We start from the raw sequence: 24,496 nt of genomic DNA on the forward strand, positions 1-24,496 counted from the left end.
CCACTCAAGCGTTGGTAATATTGGCTCGCAAGCTTGCTCGAGTGGTGTTCGCTCTACTGAAAGGGCAAAGCGAATATCAGCCAAAGGTTGGTTGAGGGTTGCCCCTCAACCATAGAATCTCCCACAGGGGATCTGTGGCAGGCGCTGATTCTATGGGCATTACATAACCAGTCGGGGAGCTGGTCAGCTCCCACATTTAGATCTCGGCGCGTCAGTTAGATCAGCGCCGGTTGAGGCCGTTACGGGAGCAAACTTCCTCGCCACAGATTTAGCGTCGTGCCGAAGTTGTGTAGATACCTATGCCGAGTGCATATCCCCACCTCAATTATCCGAAATTTCTCTTCAGGCTGTCGGATCGATACCGTCGCGCAGTAGTCCAAGTCCCAGTAAACTGTCATTTTTTCCGAATCCTTCTTTTCGAGGTTTATGCATGACTATCAGTCCTTTTGCGGGCAAACCGGCGCCAGCCCAGTTGCTGGTGGATATCCCGCGACTGGTCACGGCCTACTACACCGGCCAGCCTGATGCAGCGATCTCCACTCAGCGCGTGGCTTTTGGTACCTCCGGGCACCGCGGCAGCTCGTTTGAACTGAGTTTCAACGAGTGGCATGTGCTGGCTATCAGCCAGGCCATCTGCCTGTACCGCGAAGCGCAGGGCATTACTGGCCCATTGTTTGTCGGCCTGGATACCCATGCATTGTCGACGCCAGCCGGTGCCAGTGCCTTGGAAGTCCTGGCGGCCAACGGCGTGCATGTGATGCTGGCCGAGGGCGATGAGTACACGCCGACGCCGGCGATTTCCCACGCCATCCTCTGCTACAACCGCGGCCGTACCAGCGGCCTGGCGGACGGCATTGTGATTACACCGTCCCACAACCCGCCGCAAAGTGGCGGCTACAAGTACAACCCGCCTAACGGTGGCCCGGCCGATACCCACGTCACCAAGTGGATCGAAGCCAAGGCCAACGAACTGCTCGCCAACAAGTTGGCCGGGGTCAAGCGCATCACGCACGCCCAGGCGCTCAAGGCAGACACCACCCATCGCCATGACTACCTCAACAGCTATGTGGCCGACCTGATCAATGTGATCGACATGGACGCGATCCGCAGCGCTGACCTGCGCTTGGGCGTGGATCCATTGGGCGGAGCAGGGGTGCGCTACTGGTCGGCGATTGCCGAGCATTACCGCTTGAACCTCGACGTGGTAAATACCGAGGTCGACGCAACCTTCCGCTTCATGAGCGTCGACTGGGATGGCCAGATTCGTATGGACCCGTCTTCCAGCTACGCCATGCAAAGCCTGATCGGGCTCAAGGAACGCTTCGACGTTGCGTTTGCGTGTGACCCGGACCATGACCGCCACGGCATCGTCACGCCTTCCGGTGGTTTGCTGGCGCCCAACAACTACCTGGCGGTGTCCATCGACTACCTGTTCCAGAACCGTCCGGACTGGCGTGCCGACGCGGCCGTGGGCAAGACCGTGGTCAGCAGCGGCCTGATCGACCGCGTCGCGGCTCGCATCGGTCGTCGCCTGTACGAAGTGCCGGTGGGCTTCAAGTGGTTTGCCGATGGCTTGTTCGAAGGTTCGTTGGGGTTTGGCGGCGAAGAAAGCGCCGGCGCCTCGTTCCTGCGCAAAGACGGCAGCGTGTGGAGCACCGATAAGGACGGGCTGATCCCGGCCTTGCTGGCCGCAGAAATGACCTCGCGCAAAGGCCAGGACCCGAGCCAGATCTACCGTGGCTTGACCGATGCCCTGGGTGAGCCGTTCGCCATTCGCGTCGATGCCAAGGCCACTCCAGCGCAAAAAGCCCTGCTGGGTAAGCTGTCGCCGGAGCAGGTCACGTCCACGCAATTGGCCGGGGAGAGCATCCAGCAGATCCTCAGCCATGCGCCGGGCAACAACCAGGCGATTGGCGGTCTGAAAGTCATGACCGAAAACGGCTGGTTTGCCGCACGGCCTTCGGGCACTGAGGACATCTACAAGATCTACGCCGAGAGCTTCATTGGCGAAGAACACCTCAAGCAACTGGTGGAAGAGGCGCAGGTGTTGGTAGACGGCGCGATCAGCCAATAACTGACACTAATGCGGTAGAAGTGTGGGAGGGGGCTTGCTCCCGAAAGCGGTGGGTCAGTCAACTAAGATATCGACTGGTTCACTGCTTTCGGGAGCAAGCCCCCTCCCACATTAGATAGCAACAAGCGTTGAGATCAGGCGAGGTCCACCAGCACGATTTCGCTGTCCTCAATCGCCGTCACGCGCAACACCTGCTCATCCTCAACCGCCACACCGTCTCGCGCCTGTGCCCGTACACCATTGACTTCAATCACGCCCGTGGCGGGCACCAGGTACGCCCGGCGGCCGCTGTCCAGCCGGTACTCCGCGCTTTCCCCGGCCTTCAGGTTCGCGGCCACCAAGCGTGCATCGGCACGAATCCGCAAGCTTTCACTGTCACCAGCCTTGCCGCTGGCCAGCGTTACAAAGCCCTCGCGGTTGCCTTGCGGAAACGGTTTGGCGCCCCAGGACGGCGGCAAGCCCGCTTCATTGGGGATGATCCAGATCTGGAAGATCTTGGTCGGCGTGGCCTCCAGGTTGTACTCGCTGTGGGCAATGCCGGTGCCCGCGCTCATCACCTGCACATCGCCGGCTTCGGTGCGGCCTTTGTTACCCAGGTTGTCGGCATGGCTGATGGCGCCTTCGCGCACATAGGTGATGATTTCCATGTCGCGATGCGGGTGCTGGGGAAAGCCGCTGCCGGGGGCGATGATGTCGTCGTTCCACACCCGCAGGTTGCCCCAGTGCGTGCGCTGGGGGTCGTGGTATTCGGCAAAGGAAAAGTGGTGATGAGCGTCAAGCCAGCCATGGTGGGCGCCGCCCAGGCTGGTGAAAGGTCGAAGTTCAAGCATGATCGTCTCCTGTTGATGGGCCTATCATCCAGCAGCGCATGATCGAGAAAAAGCGTAAAAACTGCCGGATTATTATCTATTTGTTCGATGTTTTACCCCGGTGTTCACTTTCACTTCATCGCCTAACTGCATGACTGCAAAGCATTTGGCTGGAACTGGGCGGCGTTTCCGGCGACCATGGTGTCCTGGTCAAAACAAGCTCACCGCAGGAGTCCGCGTGTCGCAACAACAGCCTGATCTACCCCCCGAACTGCGCCCCTTGGCTGAAATGCCGCTGTTGAAGCGGCTTGCCGCTCGCCTGTTCGGCCATGGGCTCACCCGTTTGCGTGCGCAGCATCGGTTTTCCTGGTTGCATGGCCAGGCGGACGGCTTTCGCAGTGGGCATGAGGCGGGCGTTGAATACGGTTACCGCGAGGGTAAGGCCGATGGCATTGAAGAGGGCCGCCAGGTCCTGCTGATTCGTGACTTTCGCCCCGATGAGCACCGCGCACCAGGCATAGATGACAGCCTGTTCGACGATTGGCGATTGCCGCTCACCGCAGAGGTGAAGAAACGCATGAAGGCCGATGTCGCGCGGCTGCTGCCAGCCCATGCGCAGCCAAGTGCGGCGCAATGGAAGATGATCTTCAGCGACACGCCCTCGACCTCGGTGATTGCGGGCGCAGGCGCCGGCAAGTCGACGTCCTTGGTGCTGCGCATCCTGCTGCTCAGCCATTACCTGGGCTTTGAGCTAAGTTCCATGACGGTGGTGACGTTCACCCGCGAGTCGCGCAAGGACTTCATCAACAAACTCATGGAGATTCTCAGCCTGTGGGGCCAACCCCTTGGCAGCAAAGACGCCCAGGCGGTGGTGCGCACCTTTCATTCGCGCATCCTGCCGATGGTGCGCAGCCTGTCGGGATTTGAACGGCTGCAAGCCTTTGAGAACCTCAACGGTGGTTTTGAAGACGCCGACAGCAACGCCTTCGACCTGCGCATCAGCGACGCCCAGCGCCAGCAGATGAACGCCTGTTATCACCGCTTGTATGGCCGCCATCAGCGTTTTCGCGAGTTGATTGCACCCCTGGCCCGCCATGGCCTTCAGCTCAAGGAGCTGGAGCGCGATCATCCGGACGTGCAAAAGCGCATGGCCGTGACTGAATTGGCCGCCAAGCGTGATGAAGAACTCTGTGATGTGATCGAAGACCTGTGGTTTCGCGCCGGTGCCTGGCCGATCAAAGGCATCGAGCCCAGCCGTCAGACCTTTGAAATCAACGGCGCGCAATTTCATTGCCACGGCTACATCCCGGAGCTGGATGCCTGGGTGGTACTGGGGTTCGATGGGCGCGAAAACCCGCAGATCAGTCGGCCGAACTCGAAACTCTCGGTGCGTGCAGAATGGGCGGTTAAGCGCACGTTATTTCAAGCTTTCTGCAATAAGCCGCTGATATGGCTGGATAATTACGAATCTTACAAGCGCCTTCTGAGCAGCCTGGGCGGCGATGCCACGGCCGGACCGGGCTTTGATTACAAGGTCAAAGGCGAGCTCGCTTCGGCGCCCCTGTTGGACAGTTTTGTCATGGCAGCCGGGTTTATCGAGAACCTCGGTTTGGATGTGCCTACGGCGGTTGGCCAGATGAGCTTTGCCAAGGACGACCCGGACCGGCTGTTCTTCGAGGCCTTGAGCATTTTCTGGAAGGCCCTGGAAGATCACCTGCTGGAACAATCGCCGCCGATCATGACCTACAACCGGATGTTCTCCCTGTTTGGCGAAAACACCCCGGAGAACCTCAAGCTGCTCAGCGATCCGCTGTTGCGGCCGATGTCGCACCTGATGATCGATGAATTCCAGGACGTGTCGCCGCAGATCGTGTCCTGGATCCGCGCCAGCCTGCGGGAAATCCGCAGCCGTGGGCCGGCCATGCACGTCGGGCGTGGGGCGCAACGCTCATCGTTGCTGTGCGTGGGGGATGACTGGCAATCGATCTATGGCTGGCGCGGCAGTTCGCCCAAGTACTTCATGGACTTCAACAAGGAGTTTGTTTCGCCCAGCACTACCCGCGTGATGCTGGGGGAGAACTACCGCAGCCACCAGCACATCATCGACGCCGCCGAACATATCGTACGCAGCGCGCCGGCCATCCCGGGCAAGAAGGCCAAGGCCAGTGGCGAGCCCAAGGCATTGGTGCCCGTCACGGTGTTGGAGCGCGACGACGCGGCACTGGGGCAGCGGTTGCTCGAGCACTATCAGCGGGGCGATTCGATCCTGATGCTTTATCGAAAAGGTAGCGATAAGTTATTGATTCAGGAGCATATTCAGTCTGTAGTTAATGTTGATTCTAGCTTTGCGCCTCAGGCGCGCAGGCTTAAACAGCTGACTTATCACAGTGCCAAGGGCTTGCAGGCGGATGCGGTGTTTTTGCTGGGTGATTGTCAGCATGTCACCAGTTCGCCGTACAAGAACCAGGTGTATCGCATGGCGGGTTTGGGCAAGGATGGGGACAGCGAGCCTTATGACAATGCGCAGAGAGACGAAGTGTTGCGCCTGGCCTACGTGGGGATTACCCGGGCGGTCAGCCATTGTTATTGGTATGTGGAAAAGCCGGAAGGCCAGGGTGTGAATGTGCCGAGGGCGTCTGAGCGGGTGGATGGCAGGAAGGTGTTTTTTGATGATCAGCGTTCAGTGAAGGGGGCTGGCTGACCTGCGATGACGGCCTGCCAGCCGACGCCTATCTACCTGACACCCCAACGATCGAAAATGTGGGAGCTGGCTTGCCTGCGATTGCGGTCTGCCAGCCGGCGCCTATCTACCTGAAACCCCACGATCAAAAATGTGGGAGCGGGCTTGCTCGCGAAGGCGGCCTGGCAGTCAACACAGTTGGATTGTGTACATATCCATTGCTGCGGTAACGGCCGCTTAGGGTTCCGCCTGACGGCGGGTCACTTTGGAAAAGAGCCCCAAAGTAACCAAAGGGCTCTTGCCCCACCACTCGGCACCTCGCTTGGGCTCGGTGTGCCCGTAATCCGCCAGTGATTTGGGGGGCCGCCGCCACGCGCCATCCATGGCGCGGGGCGGCTAAACCGGCATCCCTGCCGGTTTACCCCCCAAATCCCTGTCGAATTCCGGCCAGCGTGGTTTAACGGGGCGCCTGAGATCAAGATCACAAGCAGATCAAGATCAAGAGCGGCTCGCTTCGCATCGTGGTTACCGTTGGAGTGGGCCGCTACGGCCTGTTGCCCCGCCTCACGCTCGCAACGAAATCGGCGGCACAAAACTCTCCAATTCATCCTCCACGGCCTCGATGATGCGCTCCACATCAGCCGCGTTCATCACCGTGGCGCACGGGATCCCCGCGATGGCGATCAAGGTCTCGCCGCTGGCCCGGTCGAACAGGCGGGCGATCATGCTGCCGGGGGCGTCCATGCTGCCCTCGAAGCCCATCGGGTGAAAGTGCCAGCGCATCAGCTGGCAGGCGTTGGGGAATGTCACTTTGTGCATGTTGCCCACCTTGTTCATTGAGCGCTTCCTTTAGCTCGCGGCAGGGGCCAGGACCTTCACTGGTCATGACAGATAAGGGCTTAAAAATAGCATTCGTTCGCAACTGCGAGGTGACTTTTTTGGGCCCGTTCAGCGGTTCTTTCGCCTAATTTTGATATGGATCATGTCCTACAGAGGAATAGGCAAAAGGCCATTAGTCAGGCGCTCGATTTGACTCTTGAAGAGGCGGGTAAACTTCGGCAGTCTCAAGTATTTTTTCCGCGGTAGAGCCCGATATGCCCGACATCGCTCCAGACGATGAGTGTCAGAATTCCCACGCTACCGGCGCGCTGGTGCTGCGCCATCACTTGTGCTGGCGCCATCGCGATCTGGATGGAGTGATGGCCTACTATCACCCCGAGATCCAGTACCACGATTTCTTCCAGAACCGTGTGGTGGGCTATGCCGAGTTGCGTGAGTACTTGCAGGCCAGCATGCCCCGTGAGGCAGACGAGGCGATTGAACACACTGATCGCATCCGCGCCGATGGCGATACGGCGTTTATCCAGTACCGCATTACCTTGCGTGGCGGCCAGGGCCTGGTGTCGTTTCGTACCAGTGAGGCCATTACGGTGCGCGACGGGTTGATCTGGCGGGTGAATGAATATGCGTCCCTGGTGCACGAGCAACCGACCCAGGCGCTGCGTCCGACGGTCAGCCGCCTGGGTCTGTCGCCCCAGCAGTTGGGGTATATGGCCAATGACCTGCAACAATATTTCGAGCGTCAGCAACCGTACCTGGACCCGGAACTGGACCTGCAGCGGGTCGCCAAGGCCTGTGGCTACAGTCGCAACCAGATGTCCTACCTGCTGAACCAGGTGCTGGGGCAGAGCTTCTATCGCTACGTCAACCAGGCGCGACTCCAGCATTTGCTGGCCGCGCTAGACTGCGCCACACCGCCCATCAAGGTGGATGATCTGGCCTTTGCCGCCGGTTTCAATTCACTTTCGGCGTTCTACAGCGCTTTTCGCCAGCACACCGGGCAATCGCCCAAGGCGTACCTCAAACAAATTTCTCTGCGTGCACGCGCGCAAGACAGTCCCTGACGCGGCGCTCTAGGATCGACGCTATCGAACCGAGGTAGGGGAACCTGGCATGCCGGCATGGCGCAGTATCAGTTTATGGATGGACCAACTGGACGACCCGCTGGTGGCGCGGCCGTCGCTGGAGCACGACCTGGACGTCAATGTGGCGATCATCGGCGCCGGCTACACTGGCCTGTGGACCGCCTATTACCTGAAGCGCCAGGCCCCCGAGCTGAAAATTGCAATCATCGAGGCACAGACTGCCGGTTTTGGCGCATCCGGTCGCAATGGTGGCTGGTTGATGGGCAACCTCTTGGGGGAAGACCGCCTGCTGGCCGAGCTTGCTCCCCAGCACCGGCGCGCTTCGTTTGACCTGCTGCACGGTATTCCCGATGAAGTGGCCCAGGTGCTGGCCCGCGAAGGCATTGACTGCGATTACCGCAAAGGTGGCGCCTTGTATTGCGCCGCACGCTACCCCGAGCAGGAAGGCAGCCTGCGCCGCTATCTGGACAAGCTGTACGCCCAGGGCCTCACCGAAGACGATTACCGCTGGCTCAGCCCGCAGCAGTTGGCCGAGCAGGTCCGCATTGCCAAGCCTTATGGCGGCATCTATGCCCCTCACGTCGCGACCATCAACCCGGCGAAACTGGTGCGTGGCCTGGCGCGGGCCGTTGAGAACCTGGGTGTAGCCATCTACGAGAACAGCCCCGTGACCCATTGGCAGTCCGGCAGCCTGCGCACCGCCAAGGCCAGCGTGCGCGCCGCCTGGGTGGTGCCTGCTGTCGAGGGTTACGCCAACACCTTGCCGCCGTTGGGCCGCTACCAGTTACCGGTGCAGAGTTTAATCGTCGCCACCGAACCGCTGCCGGCCAGCACCTGGGCAGACATCGGGCTCAGCCAAGGCCAGGCTTTTGGCGAGAGCAGCCGTCAAGTCACCTACGGCCAGCGTACGGCCGACAATCGCCTGGTATTCGGAGCACGTGGTGGCTATCAATTTGCGGGACAGTTACGGCACAACTTCGACCTGACGGACAGTGAAGTGGAGTTGCGTCGCTACCTGTTTGGCGAACTGTTCCCACAGCTGAAGAAGGCCAGGATCACCCACTCCTGGGGCGGCAACCTCGGCATGTCGCGCCGTTTTCGACCGCACATGCTCTGTGACCACAACACCGGCGTCGCACTGTCCGGCGGCTATGGCGGGGAGGGCGTGGGCGCCACCAACCTCGGCGGTCGTACCCTGGCCGATTTGATCCTGGGGCGCGACACCTTGCTGACTCAACAACCTTGGGTTATTCGCGAAGGTGGCCTCAAAGCACTCAAACCCTGGGAGCCGGAGCCGTGCCGCTGGCTGGGCTACAACGCGATCATTCGCAGTTTTGTCCATGAAGACCAAGTCTTGGCCAACCCCAATACTGCGCCCTGGCGTCGCAAGCTGGCGACCGGCATTGCCGGTTTCATGGAAGGTTTCATGCACTAAGTCGTTCCACCCACAGGGGAAAACCCATGAGCATCACCCAATTCAAAGACACGCTGAACACCCCTCTGCCGGATTCATCACCGGTGGCGGCGCCCCTGGGCGAGCCCATCGCCGTGGCCTCGACCCTGAGCGTGGAGCGCAACGACGGCGTCGAGACCGGTATCTGGGCCTGTACGCCGGGGCGCTGGCGTCGGCAGATCACATCCCAGGAGTTTTGCCATTTCATCCAAGGGCGCTGCACCTTCACGCCCGACAACGGAGAAACCCTGCACATACAAGCCGGTGACGCACTGATGTTGCCAGCCAATAGCACGGGTATCTGGGATATCCAGGAAACCGTGCGCAAGACCTATGTCCTGATTCTGTAACGCTTTGATCCTTGATCGCCTGCCATAAAAACAGCCCTAAAACCGCCAGGAAATCGAACCATGAAAGCCATTGCCCTGTTGCCCTTGATGTTGGTGGCCTCTATCAGCCAGGCCGCCGAAACCGTGAAGATCTATAACTGGTCGGACTACATTGCACCGGATACCACCAAGAACTTCCAGAAAGACACCGGCATCGGTTTCACCTATGACGTGTACGACAGCAACGAGACCCTCGACGGCAAGCTGATGACCGGTAAATCAGGCTACGACGTGGTGTTCCCCTCCAACCATTTCATGGCGCGGCAGATCCAGGGCGGCGCCCTTAAAAAGCTCGACAAGAGCCAGTTGCCCAACTGGAAAAACCTCAACCCGGTGCTGCTCAAGGCCCTGGAAAACAACGACCCTGGTAACGCCCACGGCTTCCCGTACCTGTGGGGCAGCACTGGCATTGGCTACAACATCGACAAGGTCAAGGCGGTACTCGGCGACAACGCCCCGGTGGATTCCTGGGACTTGATCTTCAAACCGGAAAACATGGCCAAGCTGCAAAAATGTGGGGTCGCCATCCTCGATAACGGCCCCGAACTGCTGCCTGCCGCGCTGAATTACCTGGGCTTGCCGCACCACAGCAAAAAAGCCGAGGACTACAAAAAGGCCGAAGCCCTGCTGATGAAAGTGCGACCTTACGTGGCGTATTTCCATTCCTCGAAATACACCGCCGACCTGGCCAACGGCGATATCTGCGTGGCCGTCGGTTTCTCCGGCGACATCCTGCAGGCCGAAAGCCGCGCCAAGGAAGCCAAGAACGGCGTGAATATCGGCTACAACATTCCCAAGGAAGGCGCGGCAATCTGGTTCGACATGGTGGCTATGCCCGTCGACGCACCGAACGAAAAAGCCGGCTATGCCTTCATGAACTACCTGCTGCGCCCCGACGTGATGGCGAGTATCACCAACTACGTGCACTACGCTAACGGCAACGCGGCGGCCGACAGCCTGGTAGATCCGGCAATCAAGGCCGATACCAAGGTGTATCCAAGCGCGGAAATGATGGGCAAGTTATTTGCACTGGAAGCCATGCCGTTGAATATCGACCGGGTGCGTACTCGGGTTTGGAACACCATTCGCACGGGACGATGATTAATGACAAAACAGCGCTGGCGTGAAGGGCGATAAGTCATTGGTACGGGTGAGATAAATAATCACGTCATAGTTAAGACATTTGATGTCAATTATTTAGAGTGGAAAGTGTTATTGCCTGCGTGAGAGATTTCGATCCGCAACGCGTAACACTTTCACATACACTCATTATCTGACAGGTGACTTATATGTCCTCAATAGAAAGCCTTCCCACTGGCGGCACGTGGACCCATCCGGAAAACAGCCCGCCGACCTTGCGTGGCACAGACCAGCGGGAGCGCCTGGAAGCCAAGCGGGGCGAGCCCTCGGTGCTCATCGGTGGCGGTGGTGCCGACCAGTTGGTGGGGCGCCAAGGTGAGAATATATTCAAATATGAAAAAAGCACCGACTCGCTTAGCGATGATCCAGACACTCTCTTGAATTTCAACCCCAAGGAGGATGAAATCGATGTGTCCGGAGTATTAAAAGACAACAACATCTCAGCCATTAATATTCAATCTGGCCCGCCCGTGGACGTGGGGGATGTGCAACTGACCCATGAGTTTGGCGTGAGTACTTTGAATATCAAGGTCACCCCTGAAGGGCCGAACTTTTCTGTACGCGTTGATGGCGTAAATTTATTGCCGCAGCATATTAATTTCTTTCATTCGGATTAAGCCTATGGATTCTCCAGGTCATGGCCCAACGACTGAATGAATAGGGAAAACAACTCCGGCTGCGACGAGATGTCCAGCTTGGCGTACAAATGCCTGCGGTGCACTTTTACCGTGTCCGGTGAGATCTTCAGGCGTTCGGCCATGGCCTTGGAGGAGAACCCACGCAACACCAGGCGGGCGATTTCCAGCTCGCGGTCCGACAGCACACCGCTGCCGAAATGACTCAGCGCATCGCGAATCTGGCTGTCCATGGCCGGTGCCCGCTGGGTGCTTTGCTGCCAATGCTGCTGCATGAGCGGCAACACCCAGGCCGACAGCGTGGTCAACAGCCCGGTTTCTTCAAAGCTGAAGCGCCGCTGCATGCCCAGTGACAACGACAAGGTACCGGCGCCAGGCAATTGCAGGATCAATTGCACTTCGTCTTCCAGCACGTTGTCGTGGAAATAATTGAGGAAGTACTCACTTTGGCGAAAATGGTCCGGCGCCACTTCCTCCAGGCGGTATACGCCGCTGGCATAGTGCTCGCGGCAGGCCTGGTAGAACGGGTCGAGCAAGTACAGGCCGTTGAGGTACACCAGCATCGATGCCGGTTTGCTGCTGGGTTGGGCGTCGTACTCTTCCAATGCCTGAGGCGGGCCATCCAGCGGATAGAAAATCGCCAGGGCATTATCGAAGGGCAAACATTGGTGCAAAAGCAGTACCAGTTGCTTCCAGAACCGCTCGGTGCCGATCTGAGACAAGGTGCGGCCCAACCCCGCATGCATACCCACTTCCCGGAACAGGCTCATCCAACCATCCCCACCCTAAAATGATCGGTCAAGGGTTAGGCTTCTGGCGGGCACCGTCAAGGGGAGTACGCCAATAGGGGAATTGGCCGACAGGCCCGCCAGCCGATAACGTCGTCACTGTCCAATGGGAAGCATATCCCGAGGAAAAATCATTTTTCGTTTCTGCCTCACACCAAAAACAACGACAGAGGATAACGATATGAGTGCTACCCCCGCGCCCGATGGCGTGCTCAAGCCCACCCTGAGCGTCTTTGATGTCGTGGCCATTACCGTTTCAGCGGTAACGCCGGCCAGTTCCGTCTTTGTGATCGCCCCGTTTGCCATCCAGCAGGCGGGCAGTGGCGTGTTCCTCGCGTTTGTGATGGCGGCGTTACTCGCGTTGATGTTCGCCTTCTGTTACGCCGAACTCGGCCGCGCCCATAACAGCGCTGGTGGCGAGTACGTGTATGCCAAGCGCGTATTTGGCGGCATGGCTGGTTACGCCACCTTCCTGACGGTGCTGGTGATGTTGCTGTTTATCCCGCCGGTATTGGCCACCGGTGCGGCGACCTATCTGAATAACGCCCTGGGCACCCAGTTCGACGCGCAAACGGTCGCCCTGGTGATCGTGGTGTGCAGCTACGCCCTGGGCATCCTCAATATCAAGCTCAACGCCTGGATTACCGGCACTTGCCTGCTGTTGGAAGTGGCGGCGTTGCTGGTGATTGTGGTGATCGGCTTCGGTAACCCGGTGCAGCCGGCCAGTGTGTTGTTGCAGCCCCAGATCGTCGAAAACGGCGTGTTGCACCTGGCACCCTGGGCCTTGGTGATCGGCGCCGTCGGTATCGGCCTGTTCTCGTTCAACGGCTACGGCCCGGCGGTGTTGCTGGCCGAAGACATGAAGTGCGGCGGCAAGGGCGTGCACAAGGCGGTGCTCTGGTCCCTGGGGTTGGTGGTGGTGATTGAGTTGGTGCCGATCACCGCACTGTTGATCGGCGCGCCGTCCCTGAGCGAGATGATCAGCAGCCCCGACCCGATCGGCTACCTGTTGACCAGCCATGGCAATGAAACCCTGTCGCGGTTGGTGAGCGCCGGGATTTTCCTGTCGGTGTTCAACGCGATCGTCGCCATCGTGATCCAGATTGGCCGGGTGGTGTTCAGCAGCGGTCGCGATGCGCTGTGGACGCCGAGTATCAACAAGCTGTTCACGCGTATCCACCCGCGCTGGGACTCACCGTGGCTGGCGACGCTGTTTCTGGCGATCCCTTCGGCGCTGTTGAGCTTCAGCTCCAACCTGGCCGACCTGACCTCGTTCAGCGTGTTGCTGATCATGCTGGTGTACCTGGTGGTGGCGCTCAGCGCGCTGATGAGCCGGGTGCTGCTGCGGGATCGCGAGCATCCCTATCGCATGCCGTTATGGCCGCTGCCGGCATTGCTGGCGGTGCTCGGTGCCGGTTACCTGCTAGTGACCTTGATCCTGGAGGCGTCGGTACGCGACATCATGATCATCATCGGCTTGCTGGCCCTGTCGGTTATTTTGTATTGCATCAGTGGCCGGTTGAGTCCGGCGTTTCAGAAACTGTAAGGAGTGGGTATGCGTGCACGTCAATTGGGCATCACGTTGGGGCTGGGCATGCCCGGCGAATTGAATGCCATCACCGATGTTCCCGGGGTTCGCGTCGGCCATGCCACGCTCAAGGCGCAGGTCGACGGCAAGCAGGTGCGCACCGGCGTTACGCTGATCCAGCCGCGTGCCGGGGAAGCGCGGCATCAACCGTGTTTTGCCGGCTACCACGTGCTCAACGGCAATGGCGACGCCACGGGGCTTGAGTGGATCCGCGAGGCGGGGCTGTTGACCACGCCGATGGCCATTACCAACACCCACAGTATCGGGGTGGTGCGCGACAGCCTGATCGCCCTGGAGCACGAGCGCCTGGCGGACCCTGCGGTGTACTGGTGCATGCCGGTGGTCATGGAAACCTACGATGGACTGCTCAACGATATCTGGGGCCAGCACGTGCGCCCAGAGCATGTGCGCCAGGCCCTGGAGCAGGCTGAAAGCGGGCCGGTGCAGGAAGGCGCGGTGGGCGGTGGCACCGGCATGATTTGTCATGAGTTCAAGGGCGGCATCGGCACCGCGTCACGGCGGTTGCCAGCGGAGCAGGGCGGCTGGACCGTCGGCGTACTGGTGCAGGCCAACCATGGCAAGCGCCAGGAGCTGCGGGTCGATGGCTACCCGGTGGGCCGTCATTTGATGGACATTGCTTCGCCCTTTGCCGAGCAAGGTACCCCCGGCATGGGCTCCATCGTGGTGATCATCGCCACGGACGCCCCCTTGCTGCCCCACCAGTGCCAGCGCCTGGCACAGCGTGCGTCCATCGGCATCGCGCGCACCGGTGGCGGCACCGAGGATTCCAGTGGTGACCTGTTCCTGGCGTTTGCCACCGGTAATCAGGATTTGCCACCGGCCGACTATGGGCGCAAGGACCTGCCGCTCAGCACCGGCTTGCAGATGGTCAACAATGATCATATTTCGCCGCTGTTCAGCGCGGCGGCAGAGGCGGTGGAGGAGGCGATCATCAACGCCATTCTGGCGGGTGAAGACATGACCACCCAGGACGGCGTCAAGGTGCCGGGCCTGGCTGGCGAAACCCTCTTGGCGGCGTTGAAACAGTGTGGCTGGAGTATGTCCCGGTAATGGGGGACAGCGCACTTTAATAGTGCCGATAGTGGCTCTTTAATGTTGCTAATGACACCGTGACAATATATTGGATCCATTAATCAAGTGGGCCGCTCACTTAGAGTGGCTTTACTTGTATTTAATATTTAAATAGTGCTGTGCGCCGATTCGGCCACGCAAACGCAACGGCCCCCAATAAACACTGCGTGGGACTTCTGCAACTTGAACCTGCGTCACAATTGTGCGATGGAAATAGATGTAGACGAAAGATTTCAAGTTGTGTCAGTTTTCTTACGCCTTCAAAAGAGGTGAGTGATAGGACTATCCTCGCCCGCGAGGTTCCTATCGAACAAAGACTGATGCACTTGCAAACAAGGAAGTACGTTTATGTCAAAAGTAAAAGACAAAGCTATTGTATCTGCCGCGCAAGCCAGCACTGCTTACTCGCAAATCGATAGCTTCAGCCATTTGTATGACCGTGGCGGCAACCTCACGGTCAATGGCAAACCGTCCTACACCGTAGACCAGGCAGCGACCCAGCTGCTGCGGGATGGTGCTGCGTACCGGGACTTTGATGGCAACGGCAAGATCGATCTGACCTACACCTTCCTCACCTCGGCTACCCAGAGCACCATGAACAAACATGGCATCTCGGGGTTCAGCCAATTCAACACCCAGCAGAAAGCACAGGCCGCACTGGCCATGCAATCCTGGGCGGATGTTGCCAACGTGACCTTTACCGAAAAGGCTTCCGGCGGTGACGGCCACATGACCTTCGGCAACTACAGCAGCGGCCAGGACGGCGCCGCGGCCTTCGCTTACCTGCCCGGTACCGGTGCAGGCTACGACGGCACTTCGTGGTACCTGACCAACAACAGCTACACGCCGAACAAGACCCCGGACCTGAACAACTATGGCCGGCAGACCCTGACCCACGAAATCGGCCACACCCTGGGCCTGGCTCACCCTGGCGACTACAACGCCGGGAACGGCAACCCGACCTATAACGACGCCACCTATGGACAGGACACGCGTGGTTATAGCCTCATGAGTTACTGGAGCGAGAGCAACACCAACCAGAACTTCAGCAAAGGCGGCGTCGAGGCTTACGCTTCCGGCCCGCTGATCGATGACATCGCCGCGATCCAGAAGCTCTACGGTGCCAACTTCAACACCCGCGCCACGGACACCACCTACGGGTTCAACTCCAACACCGGGCGTGATTTCCTTAGCGCCACGTCCAATGCCGACAAGCTGGTGTTCTCGGTATGGGACGGTGGCGGCAACGACACCCTGGACTTCTCCGGTTTCACCCAGAACCAGAAGATCAACCTCACGGCCACCTCGTTCTCTGATGTGGGCGGCCTGGTGGGCAACGTGTCCATCGCCAAGGGCGTCACCATCGAGAACGCGTTCGGCGGCGCGGGCAACGACCTGATTATTGGTAACCAAGTCGCCAACACCATCAAGGGCGGGGCCGGCAACGACCTCATCTACGGCGGCGGCGGTGCGGACCAACTGTGGGGCGGCGCGGGCAGCGATACATTCGTGTACGGTGCCAGTTCCGACTCCAAGCCAGGGGCTGCGGACAAGATCTTCGACTTCACGTCCGGTTCGGACAAGATCGACCTGTCTGGTATCACCAAGGGGGCGGGCGTGACCTTCGTCAACGCCTTTACCGGGCATGCCGGCGATGCTGTACTGAGCTATGCCTCGGGTACCAACCTGGGCACCTTGGCCGTGGACTTTTCCGGGCACGGCGTGGCGGATTTCCTCGTCACCACCGTTGGCCAGGCCGCTGCCAGTGACATCGTAGCCTGATGTAAAGCGCGCGGCGCTTCGGCGCCGCGCTCCTGGCTGGAGTTGGATATGCCACGTTTTTCCCCTTTGATCGCCTGTGTTGTGCAGGTGTTGTTCGTGTCGGCAGGAGCCCACGCAATGGCTAGCAGTCTTGTATTACCCACCTCCGCGCAGCTTGCCGGGCAGTGGGAGCTGAAGCAGCAGGATCAGGTGTGCGTGCTGAAGTTAGTGGAGCAAGCCAACGCCCTTGGGGGCGATATCGCTTGTGCCGAGCAGTGGCTGGGCGACAAGCCGCAGACATGGTCACCCACGCCGGATGGTATCTGGCTGTTTAACGCTGAAGGCTCAGGGATCACTCATTTGAATCGCCAGAAAGAGGGTGACTATCAAGCCCGCACTAAAGCTGGCGAAGTTGTAACGTTGCAACGTAAACCTTAATTAAAAGTTATAAGCATATAACTCGATTTGTTAGGGGGCCGTACCCTACTGGGTAGGGGTGACCCTTTTGCGTAATTCGCTGCAAGGAAAAACAATTAATATGGCGAAGTCCCATGGGGTGGCGCCCTTATTCAGGGCGCTGGGTGAGTACAAGAGTATTTTGATCAGCGTTGGCTGTTTCACGGCATTGATTAACCTATTAATGCTGGTGCCCTCGATTTACATGCTGCAAGTGTATGACCGTGTGTTGTCCTCCCAGAATGAAACCACCCTGGTGATGTTGACGCTGATGGTCGTGGGCTTCTTTGCGTTTATCGGCCTGCTGGAAGTGGTGCGCAGCTTTATCGTGATCCGCATTGGCAGCCAGTTGGAGCGACGGTTCAACTTGCGCGTGTACAAAGCCGCGTTCGAGCGCAACCTGCAGCGCGGCCAGGGGCATGCCGGGCAATCCTTGGGCGACCTGACCGCTCTGCGCCAATTCATCACGGGGCCGGCGCTGTTCGCGTTTTTCGATGCGCCGTGGTTCCCGATCTACCTGTTCGTGATTTTCCTGTTCAACGTGTGGCTCGGCGTACTGGCCACGGCGGGCGCGGTGCTGTTGATTGGCTTGGCGTGCCTGAATGAATACCTGACCAAAAAGCCGTTGGGCGAGGCCAGCGGTTATTCGCAGCAGTCCACCCAACTGGCCACCAGCCATTTGCACAACGCCGAAACCATCCAGGCCATGGGCATGCTCGGCGCGCTGCGCCAACGCTGGTTTGGCGTGCATTCGCAGTTCCTGGGCTTGCAGAACCAGGCCAGCGACACCGGTTCGATCATCACCTCCTTAAGCAAATCCCTGCGCCTGTGCCTGCAATCCTTGGTGCTGGGCCTGGGCGCCTACCTGGTGATCAAGGGCGACATGACCGCCGGGATGATGATCGCAGGCTCCATCTTGATGGGCCGCGTACTCAGCCCCATCGACCAATTGATTGCGGTGTGGAAGCAATGGAGCTCGGCCAAGCTGGCCTACCAGCGCCTCGACGAGCTGCTGCGCGAATTCCCGCCAGAGGTGGAGCACATGGCCTTGCCGGCGCCCCACGGCCAGGTCAGTTTCGAGCAGGTCAGCGCCGGCCCACCGGGGCGACGCATGGCCACCCTGCACCAGGTCAGCTTCAACCTGGCCGCCGGTGAAGTGCTGGGCGTGCTCGGCGCGTCGGGCTCCGGCAAATCCACCCTGGCCCGCGTGCTGGTGGGCGTGTGGCCGGCTCTGGCCGGTACCGTGCGCCTGGACGGCGCGGATATTCACCGCTGGAACCGCGACGACCTCGGCCCGCATATCGGTTATTTGCCCCAGGACATCGAGCTGTTCAGCGGCAGCATCGCCGACAACATCGCGCGCTTTCGCGAAGCCGACCCGGAGCTGGTGGTCAAGGCCGCGCAACAGGCCGGTGTGCATGAATTGATCCTGCGCCTGCCACAAGGCTACGACACCGTGCTGGGCGACAACGGCGGTGGCTTGTCCGGCGGCCAGAAACAACGGGTCGCCCTGGCCCGCGCCCTGTACGGCGGGCCGCGCCTGATCGTGCTGGACGAACCCAACTCCAACCTCGACACCGTCGGCGAAGCCGCATTGGCTAGCGCCATCGTGCAGATGAAGGCCCAGGGCAGCAGCGTCGTGCTGGTCACCCATCGCTCCTCGGCACTGGCCCAGGCCGACAAATTGCTGGTGCTCGGCGAAGGCCAACTGCAAGCGTTCGGGCCCAGCCAGGAGGTGCTGCGCGCATTGTCCGGGCAGCAGGAAGCGCCGAAAGAAAAAACCGGTGTCAGTTTCAGTCGTCAGTACCAGGCCGGAAGGAATCCAGGCGCATGAGCAGCCTTACCGTTGAACCTCAAATCAAAGAACGCGATGCCGGCTTTTTCGTAAAAATGGGCTGGGTGATGACCATTGTCGGTGCCGGCGGGTTTTTCCTCTGGGCCAGCCTCGCACCGTTGGACCAAGGCATCCCGGTCCAAGGCACCGTGGTGGTGTCGGGTAAGCGCAAGGCGGTACAAACCTTCAGCCCCGGCGTGGTCAGCCGCATCCTGGTGAAAGAGGGCGAACTGGTCAAACAAGGCCAGCCACTGTTTCGTCTCGACCAGACCCAGAACCAGGCCGATGTGCAATCGCTGCAAGCCCAGTACCGCATGGCCTGGGCCAGCGTGGCGCGTTGGCAGAGCGAGCGTGACAACCTCTCCAGCATCACCTTTCCCGCAGAACTGAGCGCCAATCCCGATCCAGCCCTGATGCTGGTGCTGGAAGGCCAGCGCCAACTGTTCAGCAGCCGTCGCGACGCGTTTGCCCGCGAACAAGCCGGGATCCGCGCCAGCATCGAAGGCGCCACGTCACAGTTGAGCGGCATGCGCCGTGCGCGCAGCGACCTGACCGCCCAGGCTCAATCCCTGCGCGCGCAACTGAGCAACCTGCAACCCTTGGCCGACAACGGCTACATCCCGCGCAACCGGCTGATGGACTACCAGCGCCAGTTGTCCCAGGTACAGCAGGACCTGGCGCAAAACGCCGGTGAAAGCGGCCGGATAGAGCAGGGCATTGTCGAATCGCGGCTCAAACTCCAGCAGCACAGCGAGGAATATCAAAAAGAGGTGCGCAGCCAACTGGCCGACGCGCAACTGCGCAGCCTGACCCTGGAGCAGCAACTGACCTCCGCCGGCTTCAACCTGCAGCACAGCGAAATCAACGCGCCGGCCGATGGTATCGCCGTCAACCTCAGCGTGCACACCGAGGGCGCCGTCGTGCGAGCCGGTGAAACCCTGCTGGAGATCGTGCCCCAGGGCACACGCCTGGAAGTAGAAGGGCATTTGCCCGTGCATCTGGTGGACAAGGTCGGCACGCACTTGCCGGTCGATATCCTCTTCACCGCCTTCAACCAAAGCCGCACGCCACGGGTGCCGGGCGAAGTCAGCCTGATCTCCGCCGACCAGATGCTCGATGAAAAAACCGGGGCGCCGTATTACGTGCTGCGCACCAGCGTCAGCGAGGCGGCGATGGAAAAACTCAACGGCCTGGTGATCAAGCCCGGCATGCCCGCCGAGATGTTCGTGCGCACCGGCGAGCGTTCCTTGCTCAACTACCTGTTCAAGCCGCTGCTGGACCGCGCCGGCTCTGCGTTGACCGAGGAATGAGCATGAAGCCAGTGTTCATTTCGCTGTTACTGGTGTGTGGCAGTGCCCAGGCGGCCATGGGGCCCTTTGATGTGTACGAGCAGGCGCTGCGCAACGACCCAGTGTTCCTCGGCGCCATCAAGGAACGCGACGCCGGCCTGGAAAACCGCACCATTGGCCGCGCCGGCTTGCTGCCGCGGCTGTCCTACAACTACAACAAGGGCCGCAACAACTCCGAAGCGCACCTGCCTGACGGGCGCGGCGGCAGTTACCGCGACGACCGCAACTACAACAGCTACGGCTCGACCTTCAGCCTGCAACAGCCGTTGTTCGACTACGAAGCCTATGCCAACTACCGCAAGGGCGTGGCCCAGGCGCTGTTCGCCGATGAAAGCTTTCGCGACAAGAGCCAGGCGTTGCTGGTGCGGGTGTTGAGCTATTACACCCAGGCGCTGTTTGCCCAGGACCAGATCGACATCGCCAGGGCCAAGAAGAAGGCCTTCGAGCAACAGTTCCAGCAGAACCGCCATCTGTTCCAGCAAGGCGAGGGCACCCGCACCGATATCCTTGAAGCCGAGTCGCGCTATGAGCTGGCCACCGCCGAAGAGATCCAGGCCCTGGATGAGCAGGACGCCTCGCTCCGGGAACTGGGCGCATTGATCGGTGTGCAAAGTGTCAACATCAACGACCTGGCACCGCTGAACCAGAGCTTTGCCGCGTTCACCCTGACCCCGGCCAACTACGACACCTGGCATGAGTTGGCGCTGACCAACAACCCGGTGCTGGCTTCGCAGCGCCAGTCCCTGGAAGTGGCGCGTTATGAAGTGGAACGCAACCGCGCCGGGCATTTGCCGCGCATCACCGCGTATGCCACCTCGCGCAAGCAGGAGTCCGACAGCGGCAACACCTATAACCAGCGCTACGACACCAACACCATCGGCGTCGAAGTGAGCATGCCGCTGTATGCCGGTGGCGGTATCTCGGCCTCCACCCGCCAGGCCAGCCGCGCCATGGAGCAGGCGGAGTACGAGCTGGAAGGCAAGACCCGCGAAACCCTGATCGAGCTGCGTCGCCAGTTCAGTGCGTGCCTGTCAGGCGTGAGCAAGTTGCGCGCCTATCAGAAAGCGCTGGCATCCGCCGAGGCGCTGGTGGTGTCGACCAAGCAAAGCATTCTGGGCGGCGAGCGCGTCAACCTCGACGCCTTGAACGCCGAACAGCAGCTGTACAGCACCCGCCGCGACCTGGCCCAGGCGCGTTATGACTACTTGATGGCCTGGACCAAATTGCACTACTACGCGGGCAACTTGCGTGACACCGACTTGGCCAAAGTGGACGAAGCCTTCGGCCCAGATGGAAAACTGTAGGAGCGAGCTTGCTCGCGAAAAACGTCAACGATGACGTGGACATCCTGGCTATACGCGGTGCCAGTGAGTTCTTCGCGAGCAAGCTCGCTCCTACAGGGGGAATAACAATAATAGGGAGTGTGCACATGATCACCGATTCACCGCGTTTCAAACCCTTCACCGCAGGTTCTTTGCTGCTGCTGTCCGTTGCGGCACAGGCGCAATACACCGAAACCGGCCAGCCGGGTAACCCTGCCAGTTGGCGCTCGGCCGAGTACCAGAGCGACTGGGGCCTGGGCCGCATGAAAGCCGATGAAGCCTACGCCGCCGGGATCAGCGGCCAGGGCGTGAAAATCGGCGCGCTGGACTCAGGGTTCGATGCCAATCACCCCGAAGCCGCCAAAGACCGTTTCCACCCGGTCACCGCCACGGGCACCTATGTCGATGGCAGCGCCTTCAGCACCACCGGCGCGCTCAACCCGAACAACGATTCCCACGGCACCCACGTCACCGGCACCATGGGCGCCGCCCGCGACGGCGTGGGCATGCATGGCGTTGCGTACAACGCGCAAGTCTATGTGGGCAACACCAACGCCAACGACAGCTTCCTGTTCGGCCCCACGCCAGACCCCAAATACTTCAAGACCGTGTACACCGCCCTGGTGGATTCCGGCGTGCGCGCCATCAACAACAGCTGGGGCAGCCAGCCCAAGGACGTCAGCTACCAGACCCTGGACAACATGCATGCGGCGTACGCCCAGCATTACAACCGTGGCACCTGGCTGGACGCGGCCGCGGACGTGGCCAAGGCCGGTGTGATCAACGTGTTCAGCGCCGGCAACAGCGGCTATGCCAACGCCAGCGTGCGCTCGGCCTTGCCGTATTTTCAACCGGAACTGGAAGGCCACTGGCTGGCCGTGTCCGGGCTGGATAAAGCCAATAACCAGAAATACAACAAATGCGGCGTCGCCAAGTACTGGTGTATTTCTACCCCTGGCGCGCTGATCAACAGCACCATTCCCGACGGCGGCTATGGGGTCAAGTCCGGCACCTCGATGTCGGCGCCCCATGCCACTGGCGCGTTGGCGCTGGTGATGGAACGTTATCCCTACATGACCAACGAGCAAGCCTTGCAGGTGCTGCTGACCACCGCCACCCAGCTCGACGGCTCGATCACCCAGGCGCCTAACGCCATCGTCGGCTGGGGCGTGCCTGACCTGGGCCGGGCGATGCACGGCCCAGGGCAATTGCTCGGGCCCATGGAGGTCAACCTGGCCGCCGGTCAGGGTGACGTGTGGAGCAACGGCATCTCCGACCAGGCGCTACTTCAGCGCCAGGCCGAGGACCGCGCCGAGCACACGGCCTGGCAGCAAACCCTGATCGACAAGGGCTGGCAAAACGGCGTGGGCGCCACTGCCAGCCAGCAGGACCAGACCGACTACGCCATCGGCAATGCCCGCGACCAGGCCGCCGCCAACCGCGTGTACGAGGGCAGCCTGATCAAGGCCGGTGCAGGCAGCCTGGTGCTCAGCGGCGACAGCACCTATCGCGGTACGACCCTGGTCAACGGCGGTCTGTTGGCCGTCAATGGCTCGCTGACTTCGGCGGTGACGGTCAATGACAGCGGCACCCTGGGTGGTTCCGGACGTATCGCCGCGTTGTCGGTAAACAGTGGCGGCCGTGTGGCGCCAGGCAATTCGGTGGGTACATTGCAGGTGGCGGGGGATGTAAACCTCGGCGCCGGCTCGACCTATGCCGTGGAACTGACGCCCACCAGCAGCGACCGCATTGTCGCCGGTGGCCAGGCGATTCTGGGCGGCGGCACCGTCACGCTGGCGCTGGAAAACAGCCCCACCTTGCTCAGCCAGAGCGAGGCCCAAAGCCTGATTGGCCGGCAGTACTCGATTCTCGAGGCGGCGGGCGGCATTCAGGGCCAGTTCGGGCAAGTGCTGCCCAACTACCTGTTCCTCGGTGGCACCCTGGACTACGCCGCCAATGCCGTGCAACTGAACGTGGGGCGCAACGACGCCAGCTTCGCCAGCGTCGGCGCCACCCGCAACCAGCGCAACGTCGCAGCCGCCGCCGAGCAATTGGGCGCCGGCAACCCGGTGTATGAAAGCCTGCTGCAGTCGCAATCGGTTGCCGTGGCCCAGCAGGGCTTGCAGCAACTGTCCGGGGAAATCTACCCGGCGGTGGGTGCGATGCTGATCAACGACAGCCTGCAACTGCGCAATGCCGTGGGCGAGCGCCTGCGCCATGTGCCAGTGGCCGGTGAAAGCAACCTGTGGTTCAAAGCACTGGGCGCCTGGGGCAAGACCGATAGCCGCACTGAAACGGCGGGGTCCACCACCTCCATCGGTGGCCTGTTGGCGGGCGTGGATGGCGCGCTGGATGAGCAGACCCGCGTGGGTGTGGTCGCCGGTTACAGCGACAGCTCCTTGAACATGGGCAGCGGTACCCATTCATCGGCGTCCATCGACAGCTACCACTTTGGCGCGTACGCCGGGCGCGAGCTGGGTGACTGGCGCCTGAGCGTCGGCGGTGCCTACAGCTGGCATCGCGGCGATGTGAAGCGCGACCTGCAATGGGGTGATGTCAGCGGCAAGCAAAAAACCAAGCTGGACGCGACCACGGCGCAAGTCTTCACCGAAGCTGCGTACCGCATCCGCCTGCAAGCGGTTGCCCTGGAGCCGTTCGCCAACCTGGCTTACGTGCATCTGAACAGCGAGTCCTTCCACGAAAAAGGCGATGCCGCGGCCCTGGAGCGCGGTAGCGACCGGCGTGACGCGGTGCTCAGCACCCTTGGCGTACGTGCCCTGAAAACCCTGGCTCTCAATGACCACCAGCAACTGGACCTGTCCGGTTCGTTGGGCTGGCAACACAGCCTGACGGCGGTGGAGTCCGAAGAACACCTGGCGTTTGTCGCAGGCGGCCCTTCATTTGCCGTGCGCAGTGCGCCATTGCTGCGCGACGCTGCCTTGGTGGGCGTGCAGGCCAGCCTGGCGCTGAATGCATCGACACGGGTCAACCTGGATTACAACGGCCAACTGGGTGGGCGCGCGAAAACCCAGGGCGTGGGCTTGAGCCTGAACTGGCAGTTCTAAGCACACCCGCGAACTTGTAGGCGCGAGCTTGCTCGCGAAGAACTCACAGGCGCCGCGTTGATACAGGAAGCCCGCGTTATCGTTGACGTTTTTCGCGAGCAAGCTCGCTCCTACATTGAAGCGGCGTTGTTCTGGA

General features: G+C 60.6%; 18 protein-coding genes. 15 read left to right on the forward strand and 3 right to left on the reverse strand.

Annotation, left to right across the window (positions count from 1 at the left end):
• The first annotated feature begins 430 nt into the window (after positions 1-430).
• A complete protein-coding gene (gene pgm, locus MF6394_RS19250; RefSeq protein WP_078467307.1) occupies positions 431-2,074 on the forward strand; it encodes a phosphoglucomutase (alpha-D-glucose-1,6-bisphosphate-dependent) in 1,644 nt (547 codons plus the stop codon).
• Between the two features lie 134 nt (positions 2,075-2,208).
• On the opposite strand, the gene MF6394_RS19255 is transcribed toward pgm, so the two are convergent.
• A complete protein-coding gene (locus MF6394_RS19255; RefSeq protein WP_078467308.1) occupies positions 2,209-2,904 on the reverse strand; it encodes a pirin family protein in 696 nt (231 codons plus the stop codon).
• Positions 2,905-3,121: 217 nt separating this feature from the next.
• Between MF6394_RS19255 and MF6394_RS19260 the strand changes: the two genes are divergently transcribed.
• Entirely contained in the window at positions 3,122-5,584 is a 2,463-nt protein-coding gene (locus MF6394_RS19260; RefSeq protein ID WP_078467309.1) for a UvrD-helicase domain-containing protein, read from the forward strand.
• Between the two features lie 543 nt (positions 5,585-6,127).
• Here the strand turns inward: MF6394_RS19260 and MF6394_RS19270 are convergent.
• Positions 6,128-6,400: a DUF1652 domain-containing protein gene (locus MF6394_RS19270; protein ID WP_078467310.1), complete on the reverse strand. Its 273-nt coding sequence runs from the start codon at positions 6,398-6,400 to the stop codon at positions 6,128-6,130.
• Between the two features lie 257 nt (positions 6,401-6,657).
• On the opposite strand from MF6394_RS19270, the gene MF6394_RS19275 reads away from it, so the two are divergent.
• The 5 genes from MF6394_RS19275 (at position 6,658) to MF6394_RS19295 (ending at position 11,087) form a co-directional block, all read left to right on the forward strand.
• Complete coding sequence (locus MF6394_RS19275) at positions 6,658-7,467, forward strand: helix-turn-helix transcriptional regulator (protein WP_003191139.1); 810 nt, start codon at positions 6,658-6,660, stop codon at positions 7,465-7,467.
• Positions 7,468-7,516: 49 nt separating this feature from the next.
• Positions 7,517-8,923 (forward strand): NAD(P)/FAD-dependent oxidoreductase, encoded by a 1,407-nt coding sequence (locus tag MF6394_RS19280; RefSeq protein WP_078467311.1) that lies wholly within the window; start codon positions 7,517-7,519, stop codon positions 8,921-8,923.
• A gap of 26 nt (positions 8,924-8,949) precedes the next feature.
• Positions 8,950-9,291 carry a cupin domain-containing protein gene (locus tag MF6394_RS19285; RefSeq protein WP_003191142.1) on the forward strand — a complete coding sequence of 114 codons (342 nt, stop codon included), beginning with the start codon at positions 8,950-8,952 and terminating at the stop codon, positions 9,289-9,291.
• Positions 9,292-9,351: 60 nt separating this feature from the next.
• Entirely contained in the window at positions 9,352-10,431 is a 1,080-nt protein-coding gene (locus MF6394_RS19290) for a polyamine ABC transporter substrate-binding protein (protein WP_069558124.1), read from the forward strand.
• Between the two features lie 188 nt (positions 10,432-10,619).
• Positions 10,620-11,087 (forward strand): M10 family metallopeptidase C-terminal domain-containing protein, encoded by a 468-nt coding sequence (locus MF6394_RS19295; RefSeq protein WP_047710822.1) that lies wholly within the window; start codon positions 10,620-10,622, stop codon positions 11,085-11,087.
• 2 nt (positions 11,088-11,089) lie between these two features.
• Here MF6394_RS19295 and MF6394_RS19300 read toward each other — a convergent pair whose 3' ends face one another.
• Positions 11,090-11,875: a helix-turn-helix transcriptional regulator gene (locus MF6394_RS19300; RefSeq protein WP_003191146.1), complete on the reverse strand. Its 786-nt coding sequence runs from the start codon at positions 11,873-11,875 to the stop codon at positions 11,090-11,092.
• A 199-nt stretch (positions 11,876-12,074) separates the two neighbouring features.
• Between MF6394_RS19300 and MF6394_RS19305 the strand changes: the two genes are divergently transcribed.
• The 8 genes from MF6394_RS19305 (at position 12,075) to eprS (ending at position 24,360) form a co-directional block, all read left to right on the forward strand.
• Positions 12,075-13,439 carry an APC family permease gene (locus tag MF6394_RS19305; protein WP_032897426.1) on the forward strand — a complete coding sequence of 455 codons (1,365 nt, stop codon included), beginning with the start codon at positions 12,075-12,077 and terminating at the stop codon, positions 13,437-13,439.
• A 9-nt stretch (positions 13,440-13,448) separates the two neighbouring features.
• Complete coding sequence (locus MF6394_RS19310) at positions 13,449-14,552, forward strand: DmpA family aminopeptidase (protein WP_078467312.1); 1,104 nt, start codon at positions 13,449-13,451, stop codon at positions 14,550-14,552.
• Between the two features lie 369 nt (positions 14,553-14,921).
• Positions 14,922-16,355 (forward strand): serralysin family metalloprotease, encoded by a 1,434-nt coding sequence (locus MF6394_RS19315; protein ID WP_044273737.1) that lies wholly within the window; start codon positions 14,922-14,924, stop codon positions 16,353-16,355.
• 48 nt (positions 16,356-16,403) lie between these two features.
• Complete coding sequence (locus MF6394_RS19320; RefSeq protein WP_003191151.1) at positions 16,404-16,772, forward strand: protease inhibitor Inh/omp19 family protein; 369 nt, start codon at positions 16,404-16,406, stop codon at positions 16,770-16,772.
• A 100-nt stretch (positions 16,773-16,872) separates the two neighbouring features.
• Positions 16,873-18,624, forward strand: coding sequence for a type I secretion system permease/ATPase (locus MF6394_RS19325; protein WP_078467313.1), 1,752 nt, complete (start codon positions 16,873-16,875; stop codon positions 18,622-18,624).
• Positions 18,621-19,934, forward strand: a complete 1,314-nt coding sequence (locus MF6394_RS19330; protein WP_044273740.1) for an HlyD family type I secretion periplasmic adaptor subunit — start codon at positions 18,621-18,623, stop codon at positions 19,932-19,934. The genes MF6394_RS19325 and MF6394_RS19330 overlap by 4 nt, the downstream gene beginning before the upstream one ends.
• Before the next feature lie 2 nt (positions 19,935-19,936).
• Positions 19,937-21,277: a TolC family outer membrane protein gene (locus MF6394_RS19335; protein WP_003191155.1), complete on the forward strand. Its 1,341-nt coding sequence runs from the start codon at positions 19,937-19,939 to the stop codon at positions 21,275-21,277.
• A 125-nt stretch (positions 21,278-21,402) separates the two neighbouring features.
• Complete coding sequence (gene eprS / locus MF6394_RS19340; protein ID WP_078467314.1) at positions 21,403-24,360, forward strand: autotransporter serine peptidase EprS; 2,958 nt, start codon at positions 21,403-21,405, stop codon at positions 24,358-24,360.
• Positions 24,361-24,496 lie beyond the last annotated feature (136 nt).

The organism is Pseudomonas sp. MF6394 (genome assembly GCF_002018845.1).
Taxonomy (GTDB): domain Bacteria; phylum Pseudomonadota; class Gammaproteobacteria; order Pseudomonadales; family Pseudomonadaceae; genus Aquipseudomonas; species Aquipseudomonas lactis.

Coding starts and splice junctions, on each gene's coding strand:
- pgm (WP_078467307.1), top strand. CDS start 431: ATGACTATCAGTCCTTTTGCGGGCAAACCGGCGCCAGCCCAGTTGCTG.
- MF6394_RS19255 (WP_078467308.1), bottom strand. CDS start 2,904: ATGCTTGAACTTCGACCTTTCACCAGCCTGGGCGGCGCCCACCATGGC.
- MF6394_RS19270 (WP_078467310.1), bottom strand. CDS start 6,400: ATGAACAAGGTGGGCAACATGCACAAAGTGACATTCCCCAACGCCTGC.
- MF6394_RS19275 (WP_003191139.1), top strand. CDS start 6,658: ATGCCCGACATCGCTCCAGACGATGAGTGTCAGAATTCCCACGCTACC.
- MF6394_RS19280 (WP_078467311.1), top strand. CDS start 7,517: ATGCCGGCATGGCGCAGTATCAGTTTATGGATGGACCAACTGGACGAC.
- MF6394_RS19285 (WP_003191142.1), top strand. CDS start 8,950: ATGAGCATCACCCAATTCAAAGACACGCTGAACACCCCTCTGCCGGAT.
- MF6394_RS19290 (WP_069558124.1), top strand. CDS start 9,352: ATGAAAGCCATTGCCCTGTTGCCCTTGATGTTGGTGGCCTCTATCAGC.
- MF6394_RS19295 (WP_047710822.1), top strand. CDS start 10,620: ATGTCCTCAATAGAAAGCCTTCCCACTGGCGGCACGTGGACCCATCCG.
- MF6394_RS19300 (WP_003191146.1), bottom strand. CDS start 11,875: ATGAGCCTGTTCCGGGAAGTGGGTATGCATGCGGGGTTGGGCCGCACC.
- MF6394_RS19305 (WP_032897426.1), top strand. CDS start 12,075: ATGAGTGCTACCCCCGCGCCCGATGGCGTGCTCAAGCCCACCCTGAGC.
- MF6394_RS19310 (WP_078467312.1), top strand. CDS start 13,449: ATGCGTGCACGTCAATTGGGCATCACGTTGGGGCTGGGCATGCCCGGC.
- MF6394_RS19315 (WP_044273737.1), top strand. CDS start 14,922: ATGTCAAAAGTAAAAGACAAAGCTATTGTATCTGCCGCGCAAGCCAGC.
- MF6394_RS19320 (WP_003191151.1), top strand. CDS start 16,404: ATGCCACGTTTTTCCCCTTTGATCGCCTGTGTTGTGCAGGTGTTGTTC.
- MF6394_RS19325 (WP_078467313.1), top strand. CDS start 16,873: ATGGCGAAGTCCCATGGGGTGGCGCCCTTATTCAGGGCGCTGGGTGAG.
- MF6394_RS19330 (WP_044273740.1), top strand. CDS start 18,621: ATGAGCAGCCTTACCGTTGAACCTCAAATCAAAGAACGCGATGCCGGC.
- MF6394_RS19335 (WP_003191155.1), top strand. CDS start 19,937: ATGAAGCCAGTGTTCATTTCGCTGTTACTGGTGTGTGGCAGTGCCCAG.
- eprS (WP_078467314.1), top strand. CDS start 21,403: ATGATCACCGATTCACCGCGTTTCAAACCCTTCACCGCAGGTTCTTTG.